13 protein-coding genes are annotated in these 17,205 nt (G+C 61.0%); 9 read left to right on the forward strand and 4 right to left on the reverse strand.

The genetic code is table 11. The annotated features are described in order from the left end of the window. Nucleotides 1–76: 76 nt before the first annotated feature. Nucleotides 77–1,657, reverse strand: a complete 1,581-nt coding sequence (locus tag J4E42_RS03240; protein ID WP_207284580.1) for an aldehyde dehydrogenase (NADP(+)) — start codon at nucleotides 1,655–1,657, stop codon at nucleotides 77–79. A gap of 128 nt (nucleotides 1,658–1,785) precedes the next feature. Next, on the reverse strand, nucleotides 1,786–2,736 hold the full coding sequence (locus J4E42_RS03245; RefSeq protein WP_008024779.1) for a LysR family transcriptional regulator: 951 nt from the start codon (nucleotides 2,734–2,736) through the stop codon (nucleotides 1,786–1,788). A 114-nt stretch (nucleotides 2,737–2,850) separates the two neighbouring features. Between J4E42_RS03245 and J4E42_RS03250 the strand changes: the two genes are divergently transcribed. Beyond that, complete coding sequence (locus tag J4E42_RS03250) at nucleotides 2,851–4,032, forward strand: fumarylacetoacetate hydrolase family protein (RefSeq protein WP_207284581.1); 1,182 nt, start codon at nucleotides 2,851–2,853, stop codon at nucleotides 4,030–4,032. 47 nt (nucleotides 4,033–4,079) lie between these two features. After that, nucleotides 4,080–5,867: an IlvD/Edd family dehydratase gene (locus tag J4E42_RS03255; RefSeq protein WP_207284582.1), complete on the forward strand. Its 1,788-nt coding sequence runs from the start codon at nucleotides 4,080–4,082 to the stop codon at nucleotides 5,865–5,867. A gap of 66 nt (nucleotides 5,868–5,933) precedes the next feature. Here J4E42_RS03255 and J4E42_RS03260 read toward each other — a convergent pair whose 3' ends face one another. Next, nucleotides 5,934–6,815: a putrescine utilization regulator PtrR gene (locus tag J4E42_RS03260; RefSeq protein WP_192415615.1), complete on the reverse strand. Its 882-nt coding sequence runs from the start codon at nucleotides 6,813–6,815 to the stop codon at nucleotides 5,934–5,936. A 100-nt stretch (nucleotides 6,816–6,915) separates the two neighbouring features. Between J4E42_RS03260 and J4E42_RS03265 the strand changes: the two genes are divergently transcribed. Beyond that, nucleotides 6,916–8,307: an aldehyde dehydrogenase family protein gene (locus J4E42_RS03265; protein WP_207284583.1), complete on the forward strand. Its 1,392-nt coding sequence runs from the start codon at nucleotides 6,916–6,918 to the stop codon at nucleotides 8,305–8,307. A gap of 165 nt (nucleotides 8,308–8,472) precedes the next feature. Here the strand turns inward: J4E42_RS03265 and J4E42_RS03270 are convergent, their stop codons facing one another. Then, nucleotides 8,473–9,369 (reverse strand): LysR family transcriptional regulator, encoded by an 897-nt coding sequence (locus J4E42_RS03270; protein ID WP_207284584.1) that lies wholly within the window; start codon nucleotides 9,367–9,369, stop codon nucleotides 8,473–8,475. A gap of 161 nt (nucleotides 9,370–9,530) precedes the next feature. Between J4E42_RS03270 and J4E42_RS03275 the strand changes: the two genes are divergently transcribed. The 6 genes from J4E42_RS03275 to J4E42_RS03300 all read left to right on the forward strand — a co-directional run bounded on the left by J4E42_RS03275 (nucleotide 9,531) and on the right by J4E42_RS03300 (nucleotide 17,131). Then, nucleotides 9,531–11,621: an acetate--CoA ligase family protein gene (locus tag J4E42_RS03275; protein WP_207284585.1), complete on the forward strand. Its 2,091-nt coding sequence runs from the start codon at nucleotides 9,531–9,533 to the stop codon at nucleotides 11,619–11,621. Then, nucleotides 11,618–12,409, forward strand: a complete 792-nt coding sequence (locus tag J4E42_RS03280; RefSeq protein WP_192228347.1) for an enoyl-CoA hydratase/isomerase family protein — start codon at nucleotides 11,618–11,620, stop codon at nucleotides 12,407–12,409. Before J4E42_RS03275 ends, J4E42_RS03280 begins: the two co-directional genes overlap by 4 nt. Beyond that, nucleotides 12,406–13,845, forward strand: a complete 1,440-nt coding sequence (locus J4E42_RS03285; RefSeq protein ID WP_207284586.1) for an aldehyde dehydrogenase family protein — start codon at nucleotides 12,406–12,408, stop codon at nucleotides 13,843–13,845. The genes J4E42_RS03280 and J4E42_RS03285 overlap by 4 nt, the downstream gene beginning before the upstream one ends. Continuing rightward, a complete protein-coding gene (locus J4E42_RS03290) occupies nucleotides 13,842–14,663 on the forward strand; it encodes an enoyl-CoA hydratase (protein WP_207284587.1) in 822 nt (273 codons plus the stop codon). The genes J4E42_RS03285 and J4E42_RS03290 overlap by 4 nt, the downstream gene beginning before the upstream one ends. A 120-nt stretch (nucleotides 14,664–14,783) precedes the next feature. Continuing rightward, complete coding sequence (locus tag J4E42_RS03295) at nucleotides 14,784–16,100, forward strand: MFS transporter (RefSeq protein ID WP_192228350.1); 1,317 nt, start codon at nucleotides 14,784–14,786, stop codon at nucleotides 16,098–16,100. A gap of 89 nt (nucleotides 16,101–16,189) precedes the next feature. Continuing rightward, complete coding sequence (locus J4E42_RS03300; protein WP_192228351.1) at nucleotides 16,190–17,131, forward strand: cupin; 942 nt, start codon at nucleotides 16,190–16,192, stop codon at nucleotides 17,129–17,131. Nucleotides 17,132–17,205 lie beyond the last annotated feature (74 nt).

A 17,205-nucleotide genomic window follows, 5' to 3' on the forward strand; every position in this document is an offset into this window, starting at 1 on the left:
GGCATGTGGACATGCCTGATTGTTTTTATCGAATGGGTCAGGCCGAGTGAACCGTTCACTCGGCATAGCGCAATGACTAGAGTGCTTCGGTGGTTTTTTCTCCGTTGACCAGGCGCGTCAGTCCCAATGGATTGCGGTTCTTCAGCGCGTCAGGAAGCAAGGCGTCCGGGAAGTTCTGGTAGCACACCGGACGCAGGAAGCGATCGATGGCCAATGTGCCAACCGAGGTGCCACGGGCATCGGATGTCGCCGGCCAAGGACCGCCGTGGACCATGGCATCGCAGACTTCCACACCGGTGGGGTAACCATTGACCAGTACGCGACCGACTTTTTGCTCAAGCAGCACCACCAGGTCGGCGGACTGTTCCAACTCTGCCGTCTCTCCCAGCAAGGTCGCGGTCAGTTGGCCGCGTAAACCGTGCAAGGCCGCCAACAGTTCGGCCCGATCGGCCACCTCGACCACCACGGTGGCCGGGCCGAAGATTTCTTCCTGCAGCAACTCGTTGCCCGTCAGCAGCAGGCTGGCATCTGCCTGGAACAATTGCGCCTGCGCCTTATTGCCCTGCTGTGTCCGCCCTGCCAGATGAATGATCTGCGGATGCGCCAGCAACGTTTCGCAACCGTGAACGTAACTGCGCAGGCCGCCCGCATTGAGCATGGTTTGCGCAGGCTGATCAGCCATCAAGGCACTGAGCGTCTGCACAAAGTGGCTGAAGGCCGTTGAGCGAATGCCGATGACCAGGCCGGGATTGGTGCAGAACTGCCCCGCGCCCATGACCACTGACGCCGCCAGCTCGGTAGCGATGCGCTCGCCGCGCACTTGCAGTGCCTCGGGCAGGACCAGTACCGGGTTGATGCTGCTCATCTCGGCAAATACCGGGATCGGTTGCGGGCGGGCGGCGGCCATGTCGCACAGCGCCCTGCCGCCCTTGAGTGAACCGGTGAATCCGACGGCCTGAATCAGCGGATGCTTGACCAGCGTTTCACCCACACCGGCACCGAAGATCATGTTGAACACGCCTTCAGGCATGCCGGTATGCTCGGCGGCGCGAACGATGGCTTCGGCCACTCGTTCGGCGGTCGCCATGTGTCCGCTGTGGGCTTTGAACACCACTGGGCAACCGGCGGCGAGCGCAGCCGCGGTGTCACCTCCAGCGGTAGAAAATGCCAACGGAAAGTTACTGGCGCCGAACACCGCCACCGGGCCGACACCCAGGCGACACTGACGCAGATCGACGCGCGGCAAGGGTTGACGCGCCGGGAGTGGCAGATCGATGCGTGCACCGTAGAAGTCACCGCGACGCAGGGTCTGGGCGAACAGGCGCATCTGGCCGCTGGTGCGAGCGCGTTCGCCCTGGATGCGTGCCGCCGGCAAAGCGGTTTCCTGGCAGACCAGGGCAACGAAATCATCGCCCAGTGCATCCAGCTCTGTGGCAATGGCCTCAAGGAACTCGGCACGACGGGCGGCCGGCAGATGGCGATAAACCGGATAGGCCTGGGCGGCGGCCGTTGCCGCGGCGTCCACTTCCTCGACCGTGGCCTGAATGAAGGCCGTGGGCAAAGGTTGCCCGGTCGTCGCATCAACGCTGTGCAACACCACCGATCCGGCGGCGCTGCGGCCTCCCGCGATGAAATTGTGTCCGGACAGTTCGGGCATGACAGTCTCCTGACCCTGATTGAAAGCTGGTCGCTACTGTACTGTCGCGAATCGATTCTTTCCCAATGGCATTTTTGGATTAACCGATAACGATCCGTTATCGAAATGACCGATAAACCCCATCGTATTTAACTCGCCGAATCGTTGTTCAAACGGGCGTTGTCCTTGAGTATTTCGGCAAACTCCAGAGCCGCTCCCACCAGTTGCTCACCCTTGCGGGTGAGGATGCCGTAGTCCTGCGGGACCAAATGCAAAGGCGTATCCAGCGTCTTGAGCTGACCGCTTTCGAGCAGTGGGTTGACCATGGCATTGGGCAGCATCCCGATCATCGGCCCACGCTGCAGCACCTGGAGGAAGGTCTGCATCGAAATGGTGTCGACGGTGTTGCGGGGCATGCCCACGCCGGCTTCGGCGAACGCGAGTTCCATGCGCCCGCGAATCGGCGTACCCACCGGGTAAAGAATCCATGGCAAGTCCACCAGTTGCTCCAACGAGATGGGGCCGACACCTGCCAGCGGGTGCCGGTCGTTGACCACAATGCAGAACGGTTCGGGAGCCAGCGGTTGAAAGTCGTACCGCTGCTGCTGGCTTTGATCGGTGAAACGGGCGATGGCCAGGTCCAGTTTCTTCTCTTCAAGCATTTCCATCAGGTGGTTACTGGTTTGCTCCACCACCTCGATCGACAGCAATGGCCAGCGCTGTTTGATCTGCAAGATCGCCTCGGGCAGGGCCACCGCCGTAGCGGCAAATATTCCGCCGACCTTGAGATGACCGTGCCCCCCCTCACGCAGGCTGCTGATTTGCTCGACGAACGAGCGCGCGTCGTTCAAGGCGATTTGCGCATAGCGCAGCACGTGCTCGCCCAGCGCCGTGGGCGGCATGGCCCGTGGTTGGCGCTCGAACAAGGCGAAACCGAGCAGGCTTTCGATCTCTTTGAGCATCTTGCTGATGGCCGGCTGGCTGAGGTTCATCTGTTGCGCCGCCAGGTGCATGTTACGGGTGCGCCCCAACGTGTCGATCAGCAGCAAATGCCTGAACTTGAGCCAACCGCAGAAACTGGAGAAGGACAGATCTGACATGAACACGCCTCGCACAGGTAATAACCGCAAGTTATCGAATACTGAATTTATCTCATTGGAGTTTATCGACTGTCCGTCCTAGCGTGAAGTCTTTACGAACCAGGAAGATGCCCCATGTCGCTATTGCTTACTCCCGAAAACACCCTGCCCGTCGATGGCATCGCCGGTACCTTGATCGGTCGCGCCTGGGTACCAGGCCAGATCGCCGGACCTTCGCCGATCGTCCTGCGCGCCGACGGCGTGTTCGATCTGTCGGAGCGCTTCGCGACCCTGAGTGACTTGCTGGAATCGGACGCTCCTCTGTCGGCAGTGCGCGAGACGCCGGGCACCTTCATTGCCAGCATCGAAGCCCTGCTTGCCAACACCGGACCTGACGCAGACCCGTCCCGACCTTACCTGCTGGCTCCTCTGGACTTGCAGGTGATCAAGGCCGCCGGCGTGACCTTCGCCGCCAGCATGATCGAGCGTGTGATCGAGGAGCAGGCCGGTGGTGACGCCGCCAAAGCCGAAGCCGTGCGGGCCACCGTGCACGGTGTGATCGGTGACAACCTGCGTTCGATCGTTCCTGGCTCAGAGCAGGCCATGCGTCTGAAAGCCTTGTTGATCGAACAAGGCATGTGGTCGCAATACCTGGAAGTGGGCATCGGTCCGGACGCGGAAATCTTCACCAAGGCACCGGTTCTGGCCTCTGTTGGCAGCGGCAGCCGGATTGGCATTCATCCGGGTTCGCAGTGGAACAACCCGGAACCGGAAGTGGTGCTGGCGGTGAACAGTCGCGGGCAGATTCACGGTGCGACCCTGGGCAATGACGTCAACCTGCGGGACTTTGAAGGCCGCAGCGCGCTGCTGCTGAGCAAGGCCAAGGACAACAACGCATCCTGCTCGATCGGGCCGTTCATCCGCCTGTTCGACGAGCACTTCAGCCTGGACGATGTCCGTGCCTGCGTGGTCGACCTTGAGGTGCAAGGTGAGGACGGTTACCGGATGCACGGATCGAGCTCCATGAGCCAGATCAGCCGTGACCCGCAGGACCTCGCTGGCCAGACCCTCAACGCCAACCACCAATACCCCGATGGTTTCCTGCTGTTTCTCGGTACCCTGTTCGCGCCTACCGAAGATCGCGATCATGTCGGCAGTGGTTTCACCCACAAACTGGGGGACCGGGTCAGCATCAGCAGCCCGTTGCTCGGCAGCCTGCACAATCAGGTGACCCACAGCTGCGAGGCAACGCCTTGGACCTTTGGCGTGAGCGCCTTGCTGCGTAACCTGGCGTCCCGAGGACTGCTGCCACGCTGATCCAGAACAGATTGTCGATTCATCCAATTACAAGAGAGACATGAATCATGAGTGACACCCCTAAACGCCGTCTGCGCAGCGAGCAATGGTTCAACGACCCTGCCCACGCGGACATGACTGCCCTGTATGTCGAACGCTACATGAACTACGGCATGACCCGAGAAGAGCTGCAATCGGGTCGCCCGATCATTGGCATCGCCCAGACCGGCAGCGACTTGACACCTTGCAACCGTCATCACCTGGAACTCGCGCAGCGGGTCAAGGCCGGCATTCGTGATGCCGGTGGCATCCCCATGGAATTCCCCGTCCACCCGATCGCCGAACAGTCACGCCGGCCTACTGCCGCACTGGATCGGAACCTGGCCTATCTGGGACTGGTGGAGATTCTCCACGGTTATCCGCTGGATGGTGTTGTACTCACCACCGGTTGCGACAAGACCACCCCGGCCTGCCTGATGGCCGCCGCCACCACTGACCTGCCGTCCATTGTGCTGTCCGGCGGGCCGATGCTCGACGGTCACCACAAGGGCGAACTGATCGGTTCCGGCACCGTGCTCTGGCATGCGCGCAACCTGATGGCGGCCGGTGAAATCGATTACGAAGGCTTCATGGAAATGACCACCGCGGCATCGCCTTCGGTGGGTCACTGCAACACCATGGGCACCGCACTGTCGATGAACGCACTGGCCGAAGCGCTGGGCATGTCGTTGCCGGGTTGCGCGAGTATTCCGGCGCCCTACCGCGAGCGCGGTCAAATGGCCTACGCCACCGGCAAGCGCATTTGCGAACTGGTGATGCAGGATGTACGCCCGTCACACATCATGACCCGCGAAGCCTTCGAAAACGCCATCGCCGTCGCGTCGGCGCTCGGCGCGTCAAGCAACTGCCCTCCGCACCTGATCGCCATCGCCCGGCACATGGGCGTCGAGTTGAGCCTGGATGACTGGCAACGGATTGGCGAAGATGTGCCGCTGCTGGTCAATTGCATGCCGGCCGGCAAATACCTGGGTGAAGGTTTCCATCGCGCGGGCGGCGTGCCATCGGTCATGCATGAACTGCAAAAAGCCGGGCGCCTGCACGAAGACTGCGCCACGGTCAGCGGCAAGACGATCGGCGAAATCGTCAGCAGCAGTCTGACCAGCAACGCTGACGTGATCTATCCCTTCGAGACCCCTCTCAAACATCGCGCGGGCTTCATCGTTCTCAGCGGTAACTTCTTCGATAGCGCAATCATGAAAATGTCGGTGGTCGGCGAGGCGTTCCGCAAGACCTATCTATCCGAGCCAGGCGCAGAAAACAGCTTTGAAGCACGGGCAATTGTGTTCGAAGGACCGGAGGACTATCACGCCCGAATCGACGACCCGTCGCTGGAAATCGACGAGCGTTGCATCCTGGTGATTCGTGGTGCTGGCACCGTGGGCTACCCCGGTAGTGCCGAAGTGGTGAACATGGCGCCACCGGCAGCACTGATCAAGCAAGGCATCGACTCTCTGCCGTGCCTGGGCGACGGTCGCCAGAGCGGCACCTCGGCCAGCCCTTCGATCCTCAACATGTCCCCGGAAGCCGCTGTCGGCGGAGGTTTGGCGCTGCTGAAAACCAACGACCGCCTGCGTGTGGACCTCAACGCAAGATCGGTAAACCTGCTGGTCGACGAAGCCGAAATGGCCCGCCGTCGCGCCGAGTGGACGCCAAACATCCCCGCGTCCCAAACGCCGTGGCAAGAGCTGTACCGGCAATTGGTTGGACAGTTATCGACGGGCGGATGCCTGGAGCCGGCCACCCTGCATATGCGGGTCATCGCTCGAAGTGGCGGCGAGCCGCGTCATTCGCACTGACGGTTTTTGCGCAGCCCTGCTATTTCGGCCGGGCAGAATCTGCTGATCGATGGCGGCGCGATTCGCTCAAGTCAGCAAGTCCGCCGCTGCACATCGCTCTTCGAGCAAACGCACGAACATGGTCAGGCTTTGCGACACCGTGCCCCGGCGCCACACCAGCCAGGTTCGCAAATAGCGAAAGGACTCAGACAACGGCCACACACTCACGGTGGTGCAGCCCGGCATGCTTTCGAGCATGCTGCGCGGCATCAACGCCAGGCCAGCCCCGGAGCTGACACAGGCCAGCATGCCGTGATAGGACTCCATTTCGAAAATCTTGCCGGGCACTGCGGCGTCCTTCGCGAACCAACTTTCAAAGTGGTGGCGATAAGAGCAATTGGAACGAAAGGCGTAGATGTTTTCGCCGTTCACATCCTGCGCGCGGTGGATCGGGGCATGGTTGAGCGGCGCGATCAGCACCATCTCTTCCTCGAAGGCCGGCACACCCTCCAGTGCCGGATGCAGCACCGGCCCGTCGACAAACGCTGCGGCCAATCGACCCGAGAGCACGCCGTCAATCATGGTTCCGGAAGGTCCCGTGGACAAGGCCAGCTCGACTTTGGCGTGCTTCTGGTTATAGGCGGCCAACAGCCCAGGAATACGCACCGCCGCCGTGCTCTCCAGCGAACCGAGGGGAAACGATCCTTGCGGCTCTTCCCCGGCAACCGTCGCGCGGGCCTCCTGGACCAGGTCGAGGATGCGTCGGGCATAGTCGAGAAAACTCCAACCGGCCGGCGACAGCCGCAGGCGGCTTTTCTCGCGGATAAACAGGTCCACGCCCAGATCCTGCTCCAGTTGCTTGATCCGCGTCGTCAGGTTCGACGGCACCCGATGGATATGCTGAGCGGCCACGCTGATGCTGCCGTGCTCGGCGACAGCTTTGAAAATTTCGAGCTGAACCAGATCCAAGTCATTCTCCAAACGTGAACGGTACGATCAGTATTATTCAGTTTCCAGAAAACAAATGCCACCGTAGTCTGAACCCATCCCCACCCCGCAGGACGGTGCCATGACCCATGTTTCCAGCCTCACCCATGCCATTTCGATCAACCCCGCCAACGGCGAGCAGATCGGCCACTACCCTTTTGAATCCGATGCGGCGCTGCAATCCGCACTGTCACGCGCTGCGGCCGGGTTTCGTGTCTGGCGCGGCACACCGGTGGCGCAACGCGCGCAACGGCTGATCGCCCTGGCCAGCGCCTTGCGCAACAACGCAGAAGCGATGGCAACCATGATCACCCTGGAGATGGGGAAGCCGATCAGTCAGGCCCGTGGCGAAATCGAAAAGTGTGCGCAGCTCTGCGAATGGTACGCCGAGCACGGCCCAGCCATGCTCAACGCCGAACCGACACTGGTTGAGGGCGGGAAAGCGCGCATTGAATACCGCCCGCTCGGCCCGATTCTCGCGGTGATGCCGTGGAACTTCCCGACCTGGCAGGTACTACGTGGCGCCGTTCCGGTACTGCTCGCCGGCAACACCTACGTGCTCAAACACGCACCCAACGTGATGGGCAGCGCTTACCTGTTGCTGGATGCCTTCAAGCAAGCCGAATTCCCTGAAGGGGTTTTCGAAGTCATCAACGTCACGCCGGACGGCGTTTCCAAGGCGATCAAAGACTCACGCATTGCAGCGGTGACCCTCACCGGCAGCGTGCGGGCCGGCATGGCCATCGGCGCGCAGGCCGGTGCAGCGTTGAAAAAATGTGTATTGGAGCTCGGTGGTTCCGACCCCTTTATCGTGCTCAACGATGCCGACCTCGACGATGCGGTGAAAGCCGCCGTCATTGGCCGTTATCAAAACACCGGGCAAGTCTGCGCAGCGGCCAAACGCCTGATTGTCGAGCAAGGCATCGTCGAGGAGTTCACACGCAAGTTCGTCGAAGCCACGCGCAAACTGGTGGTCGGTGATCCACTCGCCGCCACCACGTACGTCGGCCCGATGGCCCGCTTTGATCTGCGTGATGAACTGGATCAACAAGTGCGCGATACCCTGGAAGAAGGCGCGACATTGTTGCTGGGTGGCAAGAAAGCAGAAGGCCCCGGCAACTTCTACGAGCCAACGGTTTTCGCTGATGTCACCGACCAGATGACCTCGTTCAAGCAGGAACTGTTTGGCCCGGTCGCGTCGATCATCACCGCACGCGATGCCGCCCACGCGCTGGAATTGGCAAATGACAGTGAATTCGGCCTCGCTGCGACTATCTACACCGGCAACGTAGAACGTGCCCAACAGATGGCCGGCGAACTGGAAACCGGTGGCGTATTCATCAACGGTTACTGCGCCTCCGATCCGCGCGTCACCTTCGGCGGCGTGAAGAAGAGCGGTTTTGGTCGCGAGCTTTCGCACTTCGGCGTGCGGGAATTCTGCAACGCGCAGACGGTGTGGCTGGATCGTCACTAAGTGCAGGGATGAAGTCTTGAAAGCTGGCTCCAGGTGAATTTTGTGGCGCCTTCAAGGCATAAAAAAGCTGCCGCTTCATAAGCGGCAGCTGATGGTTTATCGGCTGGAGGTTCGCTGCGGGACTGAGCAAAACCCAGGCATGACCATTCTTCAAAAGCGCAGGATTTACTCAAGAAGCGCCTTGGACAACTCACGGACATGCACGCCAACCACTCTGGCCGCCTTCGACAGCGGATGCTGGTGGGTGAACGCCAAGGCAATCGTCCGTTTGATCTCCGGCCTGGTGATTCGCACGGCATCGAGCAACCCGCGTTCGACATCGTCCTGCACCGCCAGAAAAGGCAGGATGGTGAACGCTCCGCCTGTCGTCGCCACATCCTTCATTGCGTTCAGCGTGTCGACTTCGATAGCCACGTTCAACGAGAGCTGATGTTTGCGCGCCAACTGGTCCAGGGTGGTCCGTAACCCGTTGGGGCGAGAAGGCAGGATCAGCGGAAAATCCGCCAACGCAGCAAACTCGATCGATTGCTTGAGCCCATTGAGGCTTCCCGCTTTACCCACTAGGTACGTATCAACGACGCCGAGGGTTTCTTCGTCACGCGCGTTGGATATGCCGTAGCGATTAACGACTATCAGGTCCAGCGCACCTGCTGCCAGTTGCTCATCAAGATCACCGCTGAAGCCCTCGACCACATGCAGGCGGACGCCGGGGGCATTGGTTTGCAGCTTGGTGAACAGCATGGGCAGCAACCTTCTCGACATCGACGGCAGCACGCCGATGTGCACCGTCCCTGCCGGCACGCCTGAGGACTCCCTGACCAACGTTTCCAGGCGCTCGGCCTGAGCGAGCAGCAAACGAATCTCCGGTAGCACAAGCCGCCCAAAATCCGAGACGACCAGACCACGCCCAGTGCGCACGAATAGCTGATCGCCCCACTCGGCCTCCAGTTGCGCCAGTTGCCGGCTGACCAGTGATTGAGCGGTGCCCAGCGCCACTGCGGTTCGGGAAATAGACCCGAGCTCATCCATCAGCAGCACGCTTTGTAGCTGTTTCAGATTCATCAACCTCGCCCTCAGCGCCCTCATCCAGTGCTCGAAACATAAACGACAGCCCTGCATCAAGCCATCACTATTTGATGTATCTGATATCGCCTTTATGACACTTCCAGATGGGTATGGCGCTCCCTAGACTCGTATCAGACCTGAAGCCAACGAGAGCCCCCATGGCCCATAACAATAAAATCAGCCCGGCAGCGTTATCGCTGTTCGACCCGTCCAGCGTCGCCGTCATCGGCGCATCCGAAGACCCGAACAAAGTCGGCGGACGGCCCATCCATTACATGCTCAAGTTGGGTTACGCCGGCACAATCCTGCCGATCAACCCCAAGCGCGAGTCGGTTCAAGGCCTGCGCTGCTATCCCGATCTGGGTGCGCTGGATACCGTTCCCGAGGCAGCAATCATTGCCGTCTCGGGCACTGCGGCGGTGGAAGCCATCAAGGCGTGCGCCCGTTTGGGTGTGAAGACGGCAGTGGTCATGGCTTCCGGGTTTGCCGAGACCGGCGAAAGCGGTCGCCAGTTGCAGAATGAACTGGTGGACTTCGCATGCCATCACGGCATGCGTCTGATCGGCCCCAACGCCCAAGGGTTTGCCAATTTCGCCAACGGCGCGGTGCTGAATTTCAGCACCATGTTCATGGAAGTGGCGCCCGCCGACGGACCTATCGCCATTGTCAGCCAAAGCGGTGCGGCGAGCGTCATGCCGTACGCGATGTTGCGTGAGCAGGGTTATGGCGTTCGCTACCTGGCAGCCACTGGCAACGACGCTGACCTGGGCGTGTCGGAGCTGACTCGCGTCCTCGTGGACGACCCGCAGATCCGCCTGATTCTGGTGTACGTGGAAACGGTTTCGAACCCGATGCTGCTCGCGGAGGCGGCACACATCGCTCGTCAAAACGGCTGCCACATCGTGCTGCTCAAAGGCGGCGTGAGTAACAAGGGCGCTGCTGCCGCCGCGTCCCACACCGGGGCCATGGTGGGCCAGGATGGCGCCCTCGATGCGTTTCTCGACAAGCATGGAATCTGGCGTGCACACGATATCCACGAACTGGTCAACGCAGCACCGCTGTACCTGAGCGGTTTTGCTCCGGGTGCTGGTCGAGCGGTCGTGATGAGTCACAGCGGTGCAGTGGGTGTGCTGTGCGCCGATGCCGCCGAACGTGTCGGTCTGCCGCTGACCGAGCTGGCGCCGCCAACCCTGGAACGCCTGAAAGGTCTGATCCCTGACTTCGCCAGCGCCGCAAATCCGCTGGACCTCACCGCCGCCCTGCTCGGCAACGGCGGGATGTTTCCTGCCGTTCTCGATGTGCTTGGCCAAGACCCGGAAGCGGACATGTTTCTCATCGGGATCCCCGTGGCGGGCCCCGGCTACGATGTGCCGGGGCTGGCTCAGACCACTGCGAGGTTCATGCAACACACCGGCAAACCCGTGGTAATGACCGCGCCTCAAGCGGATGTCCGGGCGCAATTCCAGCAAGCCGGAGTGCCGGCCTTCCGCAACGAAAGCGAAGCGGTAGCGGCGCTTCGTCAGTACGCCCGGCATTGCCAATGGCAAGGTTCGCCACTCACCGCGCCCACGGCAACAACCGTGAACGCCTGCGCCGGCCTGCTTGATGAGGCAGACAGCCTGGCCCTCCTGGCAAACGCCGGGGTGCCGGTCGTCGAGCATCGGGTTTGCCATGACGCGGATAGCGCGGCCCGTATCGCCGCTGATTTCGGCGGGCGCATCGTCATCAAAGGCTGCGCTGCGCAGGTTCCCCACAAGAGCGAGCACGGTCTGGTTCATCTCAACCTCGCCGACCCGCAAGCGGTTCAGGACGCGGCGCATCGTTGCCTGGGCGCCCTGGACACGCTGGGTGTTCCCCACGGCCGGCTGATCGTCGCGCGCTCGGTCAAAGGGCTGCATGAATTCATGCTTGGCGTCGTAGTAGATCCATTGTTCGGCACGCTGGTCGTGATCGGTGAAGGGGGAACCCTGGTCGAGATCCGCAAGGACACCGTTTCGCTGCTCGCCCCGTTCACTGAGGCACAAGCGCTGGAAGCGATCGATCAACTGCGCATTGCCCCGGTACTCAAGGGCGCGCGCGGTCAACCGCCACTCGACGCCAAGGCCCTGGCCCGGGCAGCGGTGGCGCTGGGTGATTTCGCCCTGCAACACCAGGCAAACCTGCTGAGCGTCGACGTCAACCCGGTCATGGTCATGGCCGAAGGCGTAGTAGCGGTCGACGCCGTTATCGAATACCGGGAGGCACCATGAGCATCAGTCATATCGATCAACAGCGCAGCGTCCTGGTTGAAATCGAGAATCAGGTGGCGCTGGTCACGCTCAACCGCCCCGCCAACCTGAACGCGGTGAATCAAAACCTGCGCAGCGCATTGATCACCGCGCTGACACAACTCAATGACGACCCGGCTGTTAAAGCGGTCGTTCTGACGGGTGCCGGTGACCGGGCGTTTTGTGCGGGTCAGGATCTGGAAGAAGCCAGCGCGGTCGACTGGAAGCAGATTGCGCCTTGGCTGAACGCGCAACGCGCCATGTACCAGGCCGTACGCGACCTGGACAAACCCTGTGTGGTCGCCATCAACGGCGTCGCCGCTGGCGCAGGCATGCAACTCGCGCTGTGTGGCGACTGGCGGGTTGCCACGCCGGACGCCCGCATCGGTCAGCCTGAAGTGAAAGCGGGCCTGGCAAGCATCGTCGGCTCCTACTTGCTCTCTTTGCATGTCGGCCTGACCCACAACGCGCAACTGTCCCTGTCCGGCGAACTCATCAACGGCCAGCGCGCTCACGAGATCGGGCTGGTGACAGAGCTTGCGTCAGACGTCCTGGGTGCAGCCATCGTCCGTGCACACTCGCTGGCGCAGCTACCCGCGACGGCCATCCGCCTGTCCAAACAACGCTTCCGGGCGCTCACTCAACCCGGTTTCGACGACGCCTGTACCGCCGGCATCCGCGCCCAACTCGAATGCTATGCCAGCGGTGAGCCACAGACCTTGATGAGCGCGTTTCTCGACGCCCGTGCACGCAAAGGAAATACACCATGACTGCCTATCAACATCACCTGATCAACGGACGCTGGACGCCCGCACAATCCGCCGACAGCACTCGCGTCTACGACTCGGCGAGCGAAGCCGGGCTGGGCCAGGTCGCCCATGGCACATCATCGGAAATCGACCTCGCCGTCGAGGCCGCAAAAAATGCCTTTGCCTCGTGGTCAACGCTGCCTGTCAGCACACGGGCTGACTTCGTGCGCGGCATCGCCAATCAACTGGAAGAACACGTTGCTCAGCTTGCCCAAGGGATTGCCGCCGAGGTCGGCATGCCGCTCAAGCTGTCGCAGCGCATACAGGTGCAGGCACCGATTCTGGCGTGGCGGGCGACGGCTGATCTGGCGGTCGATTGCCTGGCGGATGCCCAGGTCGGCAACTCCACCATCACCCATGTCCCGGTCGGCGTCGTCGGTGCTATCACCCCGTGGAACTACCCGTTGCACCAGATCACCGGCAAGGTCGCCGCGGCATTGGTCGCCGGTTGCACCGTGGTCCTCAAACCGTCGGAACTGGCGCCTTGCACAGCACGTGCACTGGGTGAAGCGGCACTGGCCGCCGGCCTGCCCAACGGTGTGCTGAACATTGTTCTGGGCGACGCGGCGACCGGCCAGGCTTTGGTCGATCATCCAGACATCGCGCTGCTCTCGTTTACCGGTTCCACCGCAGTGGGCCGACGTATCGCCGCCTCGGCAGGCCAGGCACTGAAGCGGGTTTCACTGGAGTTGGGTGGCAAATCAGCCTGCATCGCGACAGCGGATGCCCCTGCCGAAAACGTCGTACGCCACGTGGTCGCGTCATGCTTTCTGAACTCGGGCCAATCGTGCAACTCACTGACGCGCTTGCTCGTCCCCGTCGAGTTGTATGACACCTACCGTGCCTTGCTGGCTGACGCGGTGACTCGCCTGACGCTAGGCGACCCCATGGAGGCGACCACACGCATGGGGCCCCTGGTGTCTGCGGCGCATCGGGACCGTGTTCACGCCATGATCACTGATAGCGAATCCCAGGGTTTTGACCTGATTGCCGGCGGCAGCCAAGCGCCAGTGCCGGCGACCGGTTACTACATTGCGCCGACTATTTTCGGCCGCGTTCCGCCTCAATCGGCACTGGCACAGCAGGAAGTGTTTGGCCCTGTACTCAGTGTGACCACCTATGAAAGCGAACAGCAGGCCGTCGAGATTGCCAACGGCACATCGTATGGCCTGGCCGGCGCGGTGTGGGCGGCCGATACCGATCACGCCCTGAGCCTCGCCCTTCAACTACGCGCCGGTCAGGTCGACGTCAATGGCGCGCCCTATAACCCGGCAGCGCCGTTCGGTGGCTTTGGTGATTCCGGCCTTGGTCGTGAGGGCGGTACGTACGGAATCGAGGAGTTTGTGGAAATACGCGCCATTCAAATGCCCGTCGCCAGCACGAGGGAAAAATCATGAATTTCAATCAGATCGAACTCAGCCGTTTCGGCGCTCAAGAGCACGTTGCCGTCGTGACCCTGATGCGCCCCGAGAAAATGAATGCACTGACCAAGGTGATGGAGGCAGAGCTGCGCGAAGCGTTCGCTCAACTGGATCGCGACGACACCGTTCGCGTCATCGTATTGACCGGTAACGGTCGTGCATTCTGCGCCGGCATGGACATCGATGAACTTGAGGTGCTGCCACCCGACGACATCAGTGAAATGGCCTGGATGCGCGCCTATGACATGAATCGTCGCGCCGACTACCAAAGCCGTTACTCGTATTTCCCCGGCGTCCGCAAACCCGTCATCAGCGCAATCAACGGCGCCGCAGCCGGCTTGGGGTTGGTACTGGCGCTGTACAGCGACATGCGTTTCGCCAGTGAAACCGCGGTGTTTTCCACGGCTTTCGCCAAACGCGGGTTGATTGCCGAACACGGCATTGCCTGGCTGTTGCCGCGCATTGTCGGGCCGGGGCACGCCGCGGATTTGTTGCTTTCGTCACGCAAGGTATCGGCGCAGGAAGCACTGAGCATGGGCCTGGTCGAACGCCTGTTTGCAGCGGATGCCCTGCTGGATCAGACCCTGAAATACGCCGAAGAACTGGCCCTCAATGTCTCGCCCCGCTCTGTACGCGTCATCAAACAGCAGTTGGGCGAGTCGCCTTTCCAGACAATCACCGAGTCCATCGCCCAGGCCAACCGGGAGATGTTCCTGAGCATCCAGAGCGATGACTTCAAGGAAGGCGTGGCGCATTTCATGGAACGACGACCGGCACGCTTTAGCGGCACCTGATTTATCCAGACAACCTTCAGAGCTGCCACAATCGCCAGAGTACAGCCGCTTCGACTGCTCGCTGGCGATCACAGGGCATTGATATCACGAGCACTCCATAAAAATAACAAGGAGTCAGCGATGACTATCCTCAATACCGCAGAACAGCACATCGGCGTACAGGACCCTGCCCTCGCCGAATCAACGTTCAAGAAAATCATGTGGCGGTTCATGCCGCTGTTGTTCCTTTGCTATGTCGTCAGTTACCTGGACAGGATCAACGTCGGCTTTGCCAAGCTGACCATGCTCAACGATTTGTCCTTCAGCAATGCGGTCTACGGCCTGGGCGCCGGTGTTTTCTTCATTGGCTATTTCTTCGCTGAAGTGCCCAGCAACATGATCCTGCACCGCGTCGGCGCGCGACGCTGGATCGCCCGGATCATGATCACCTGGTCGCTCATCTCGGCAGCGACTGCACTGGTTCAGACGCCGATGCAGTTCTACATCGCCCGGTTTTTCCTGGGCATCGCCGAAGCAGGCTTTTTCCCCGGCATCGTGCTCTATCTCACCCTTTGGTTTCCGGCCCATCGCCGGGGCAAGATGGTCGCGCTGCTGATGGCAGGCAATCCGGTGTCCGGCATCCTCAGCGGCCTGGTGTCGGGCTACATCATGCACACCATGAACGCGGTCCATGGGCTGGCCGGCTGGCAATGGCTGTTCATTATCGAAGCCGCACCGGCACTGATACTGGGTTTTGTCGTGATGTTCTTTCTTACCGACAAAGTCGACGACGCTCATTGGCTGAGCAAAGAACAACGCGCCTTGGTTGCCGAAGAAATCAGCCAGGACAACCGCTCCAAAACCCACAGCTCGGTGCGTCAAGGATTGCTCGGCGGTCGGGTCTGGCTGATGTGCGCCATTCTGTTCCTGCTCGTGATGGGCACCAGCACCATTGGCTTCTGGCAGCCAAGCATCATCAGCAACTCCGGCATTACCGACCCGCGAACGATCGGGATCATTTCGGCGGTGCCCTATCTGGCGGCACTGCTGGGCATGTACCTGGCCGGTAAAAGCTCTGATCGCCATCGGGAGCGCCGTTGGCATGCAATCATTCCGCTGTTGGTGGCCGTGCCTGGTTTTCTGATTTGCGCGTTCTTCCCGTTGACACCCTGGCTGGCCATTACCGGTCTGATCATCGCGACTGCCGGGATCATCACCTCACTGCCCATGTTCTGGGCGCTGCCGACCTCGTTTCTGGGCGGTGCAGGTGCGGCGGCCGGAATTGCGCTGATTAACTCCACGGGCAATCTGGCCAGCTTCGCCGGCCCTGCAATGCACGGTTACCTGAAGGACCTGACGCAATCGATGACCACAGGGTTGGTCATTGTCGCGGGCTGCGTGTTCGTCTCGGCCATGATCATCCTGGTGTTCGTACCGGCGAAAATGGTCAACCGATAATCACCACTTCCCGTTGTAACCCCCCTCGCAGCTTCTGACAGCAATCCAACAGAAGCTGCGTCAAAGGATCAAAGATCGAGGTGATAACCGTGAACAGCACATTCAGGATCGATGCAGTAGACGCCGTGCCGACAAACGAGCGGGAAGCCGAGTATTTCGAGTACAGCAAAGCGGCGAATCCGATCAGCGCCAAGCTCATTACCCGCGTTCCCTACCACAACTTTCCAGCGTCACTCTGTGCCACTGGCCCCTCGCGGATCGTGCCGCTGGACCTGAGCGAAGCACTGGGCTGTGAAGGGCCGGCAACCGGGCCCGGGCTTTGTGCAAACTTCATCCGCCTCAATGCGGGCGATAACCTTACGCTCCAGCCCAACGCCACCTCGCAGGTTTTTTATGTGATTGCCGGCGCAGGCGAAGTCACCCAGGGCGAGCACACCCTTGAATGGTCCAAAGGCTGCTTCATTGCGCTGCCGGGTCTTCTGGACGCCCGTTTCAGCGCGACCGAGGATGCCCGTCTCTACTACGTGCATGACGAACCACTGCTGCGTTATCTCGGCGTGACCCGCAGCATCGATCGGTTCATGCCTACGTTGTATCCGGCGCATACAGCCAACGCGAAGCTGCGTGAAGCGGCCGATGACCCGCGCGCGCAAGACCGCAGCCGTATCAGCATTTTGTTGGCTAATCGCAATTTTCCTCAAACCCGAACCGTGACCCATGTGCTCTGGGCAATGTATGGAATCTTGCCTGCCGGCTCGATCCAGAAGCCTCACCGGCATCAGTCCATTGCGCTGGATTTCATCATCGACTGCCCGGCAGGTTGCTACTCACTGGTGGGCACCGAACTGGATGCCGATGGCCAGATACGTAACCCGGTTCGTGTGGATTGGGCCCCGGGGTTGGCTTTTGTAACGCCACCTGGTTACTGGCACGCCCACTTCAACGAGTCGGATCAGGAAGCGTTCCTGATCCCGATTCAGGACGCGGGGCTGCAGACGCATCTTCGCTCGCTGGATATTCGCTTCAGCTGATACAGGTTGTTCATTGCCCCCGCTCGCCCCGCACGAGCGGTCAGGCAACACCGGTTTAATCACCTGAAAGCCGG

Origin of the sequence: Pseudomonas sp. FW300-N2A2, assembly GCF_017351735.1 — a bacterium.
In the GTDB taxonomy this organism is placed as follows: Bacteria; Pseudomonadota; Gammaproteobacteria; order Pseudomonadales; family Pseudomonadaceae; genus Aquipseudomonas; species Aquipseudomonas migulae.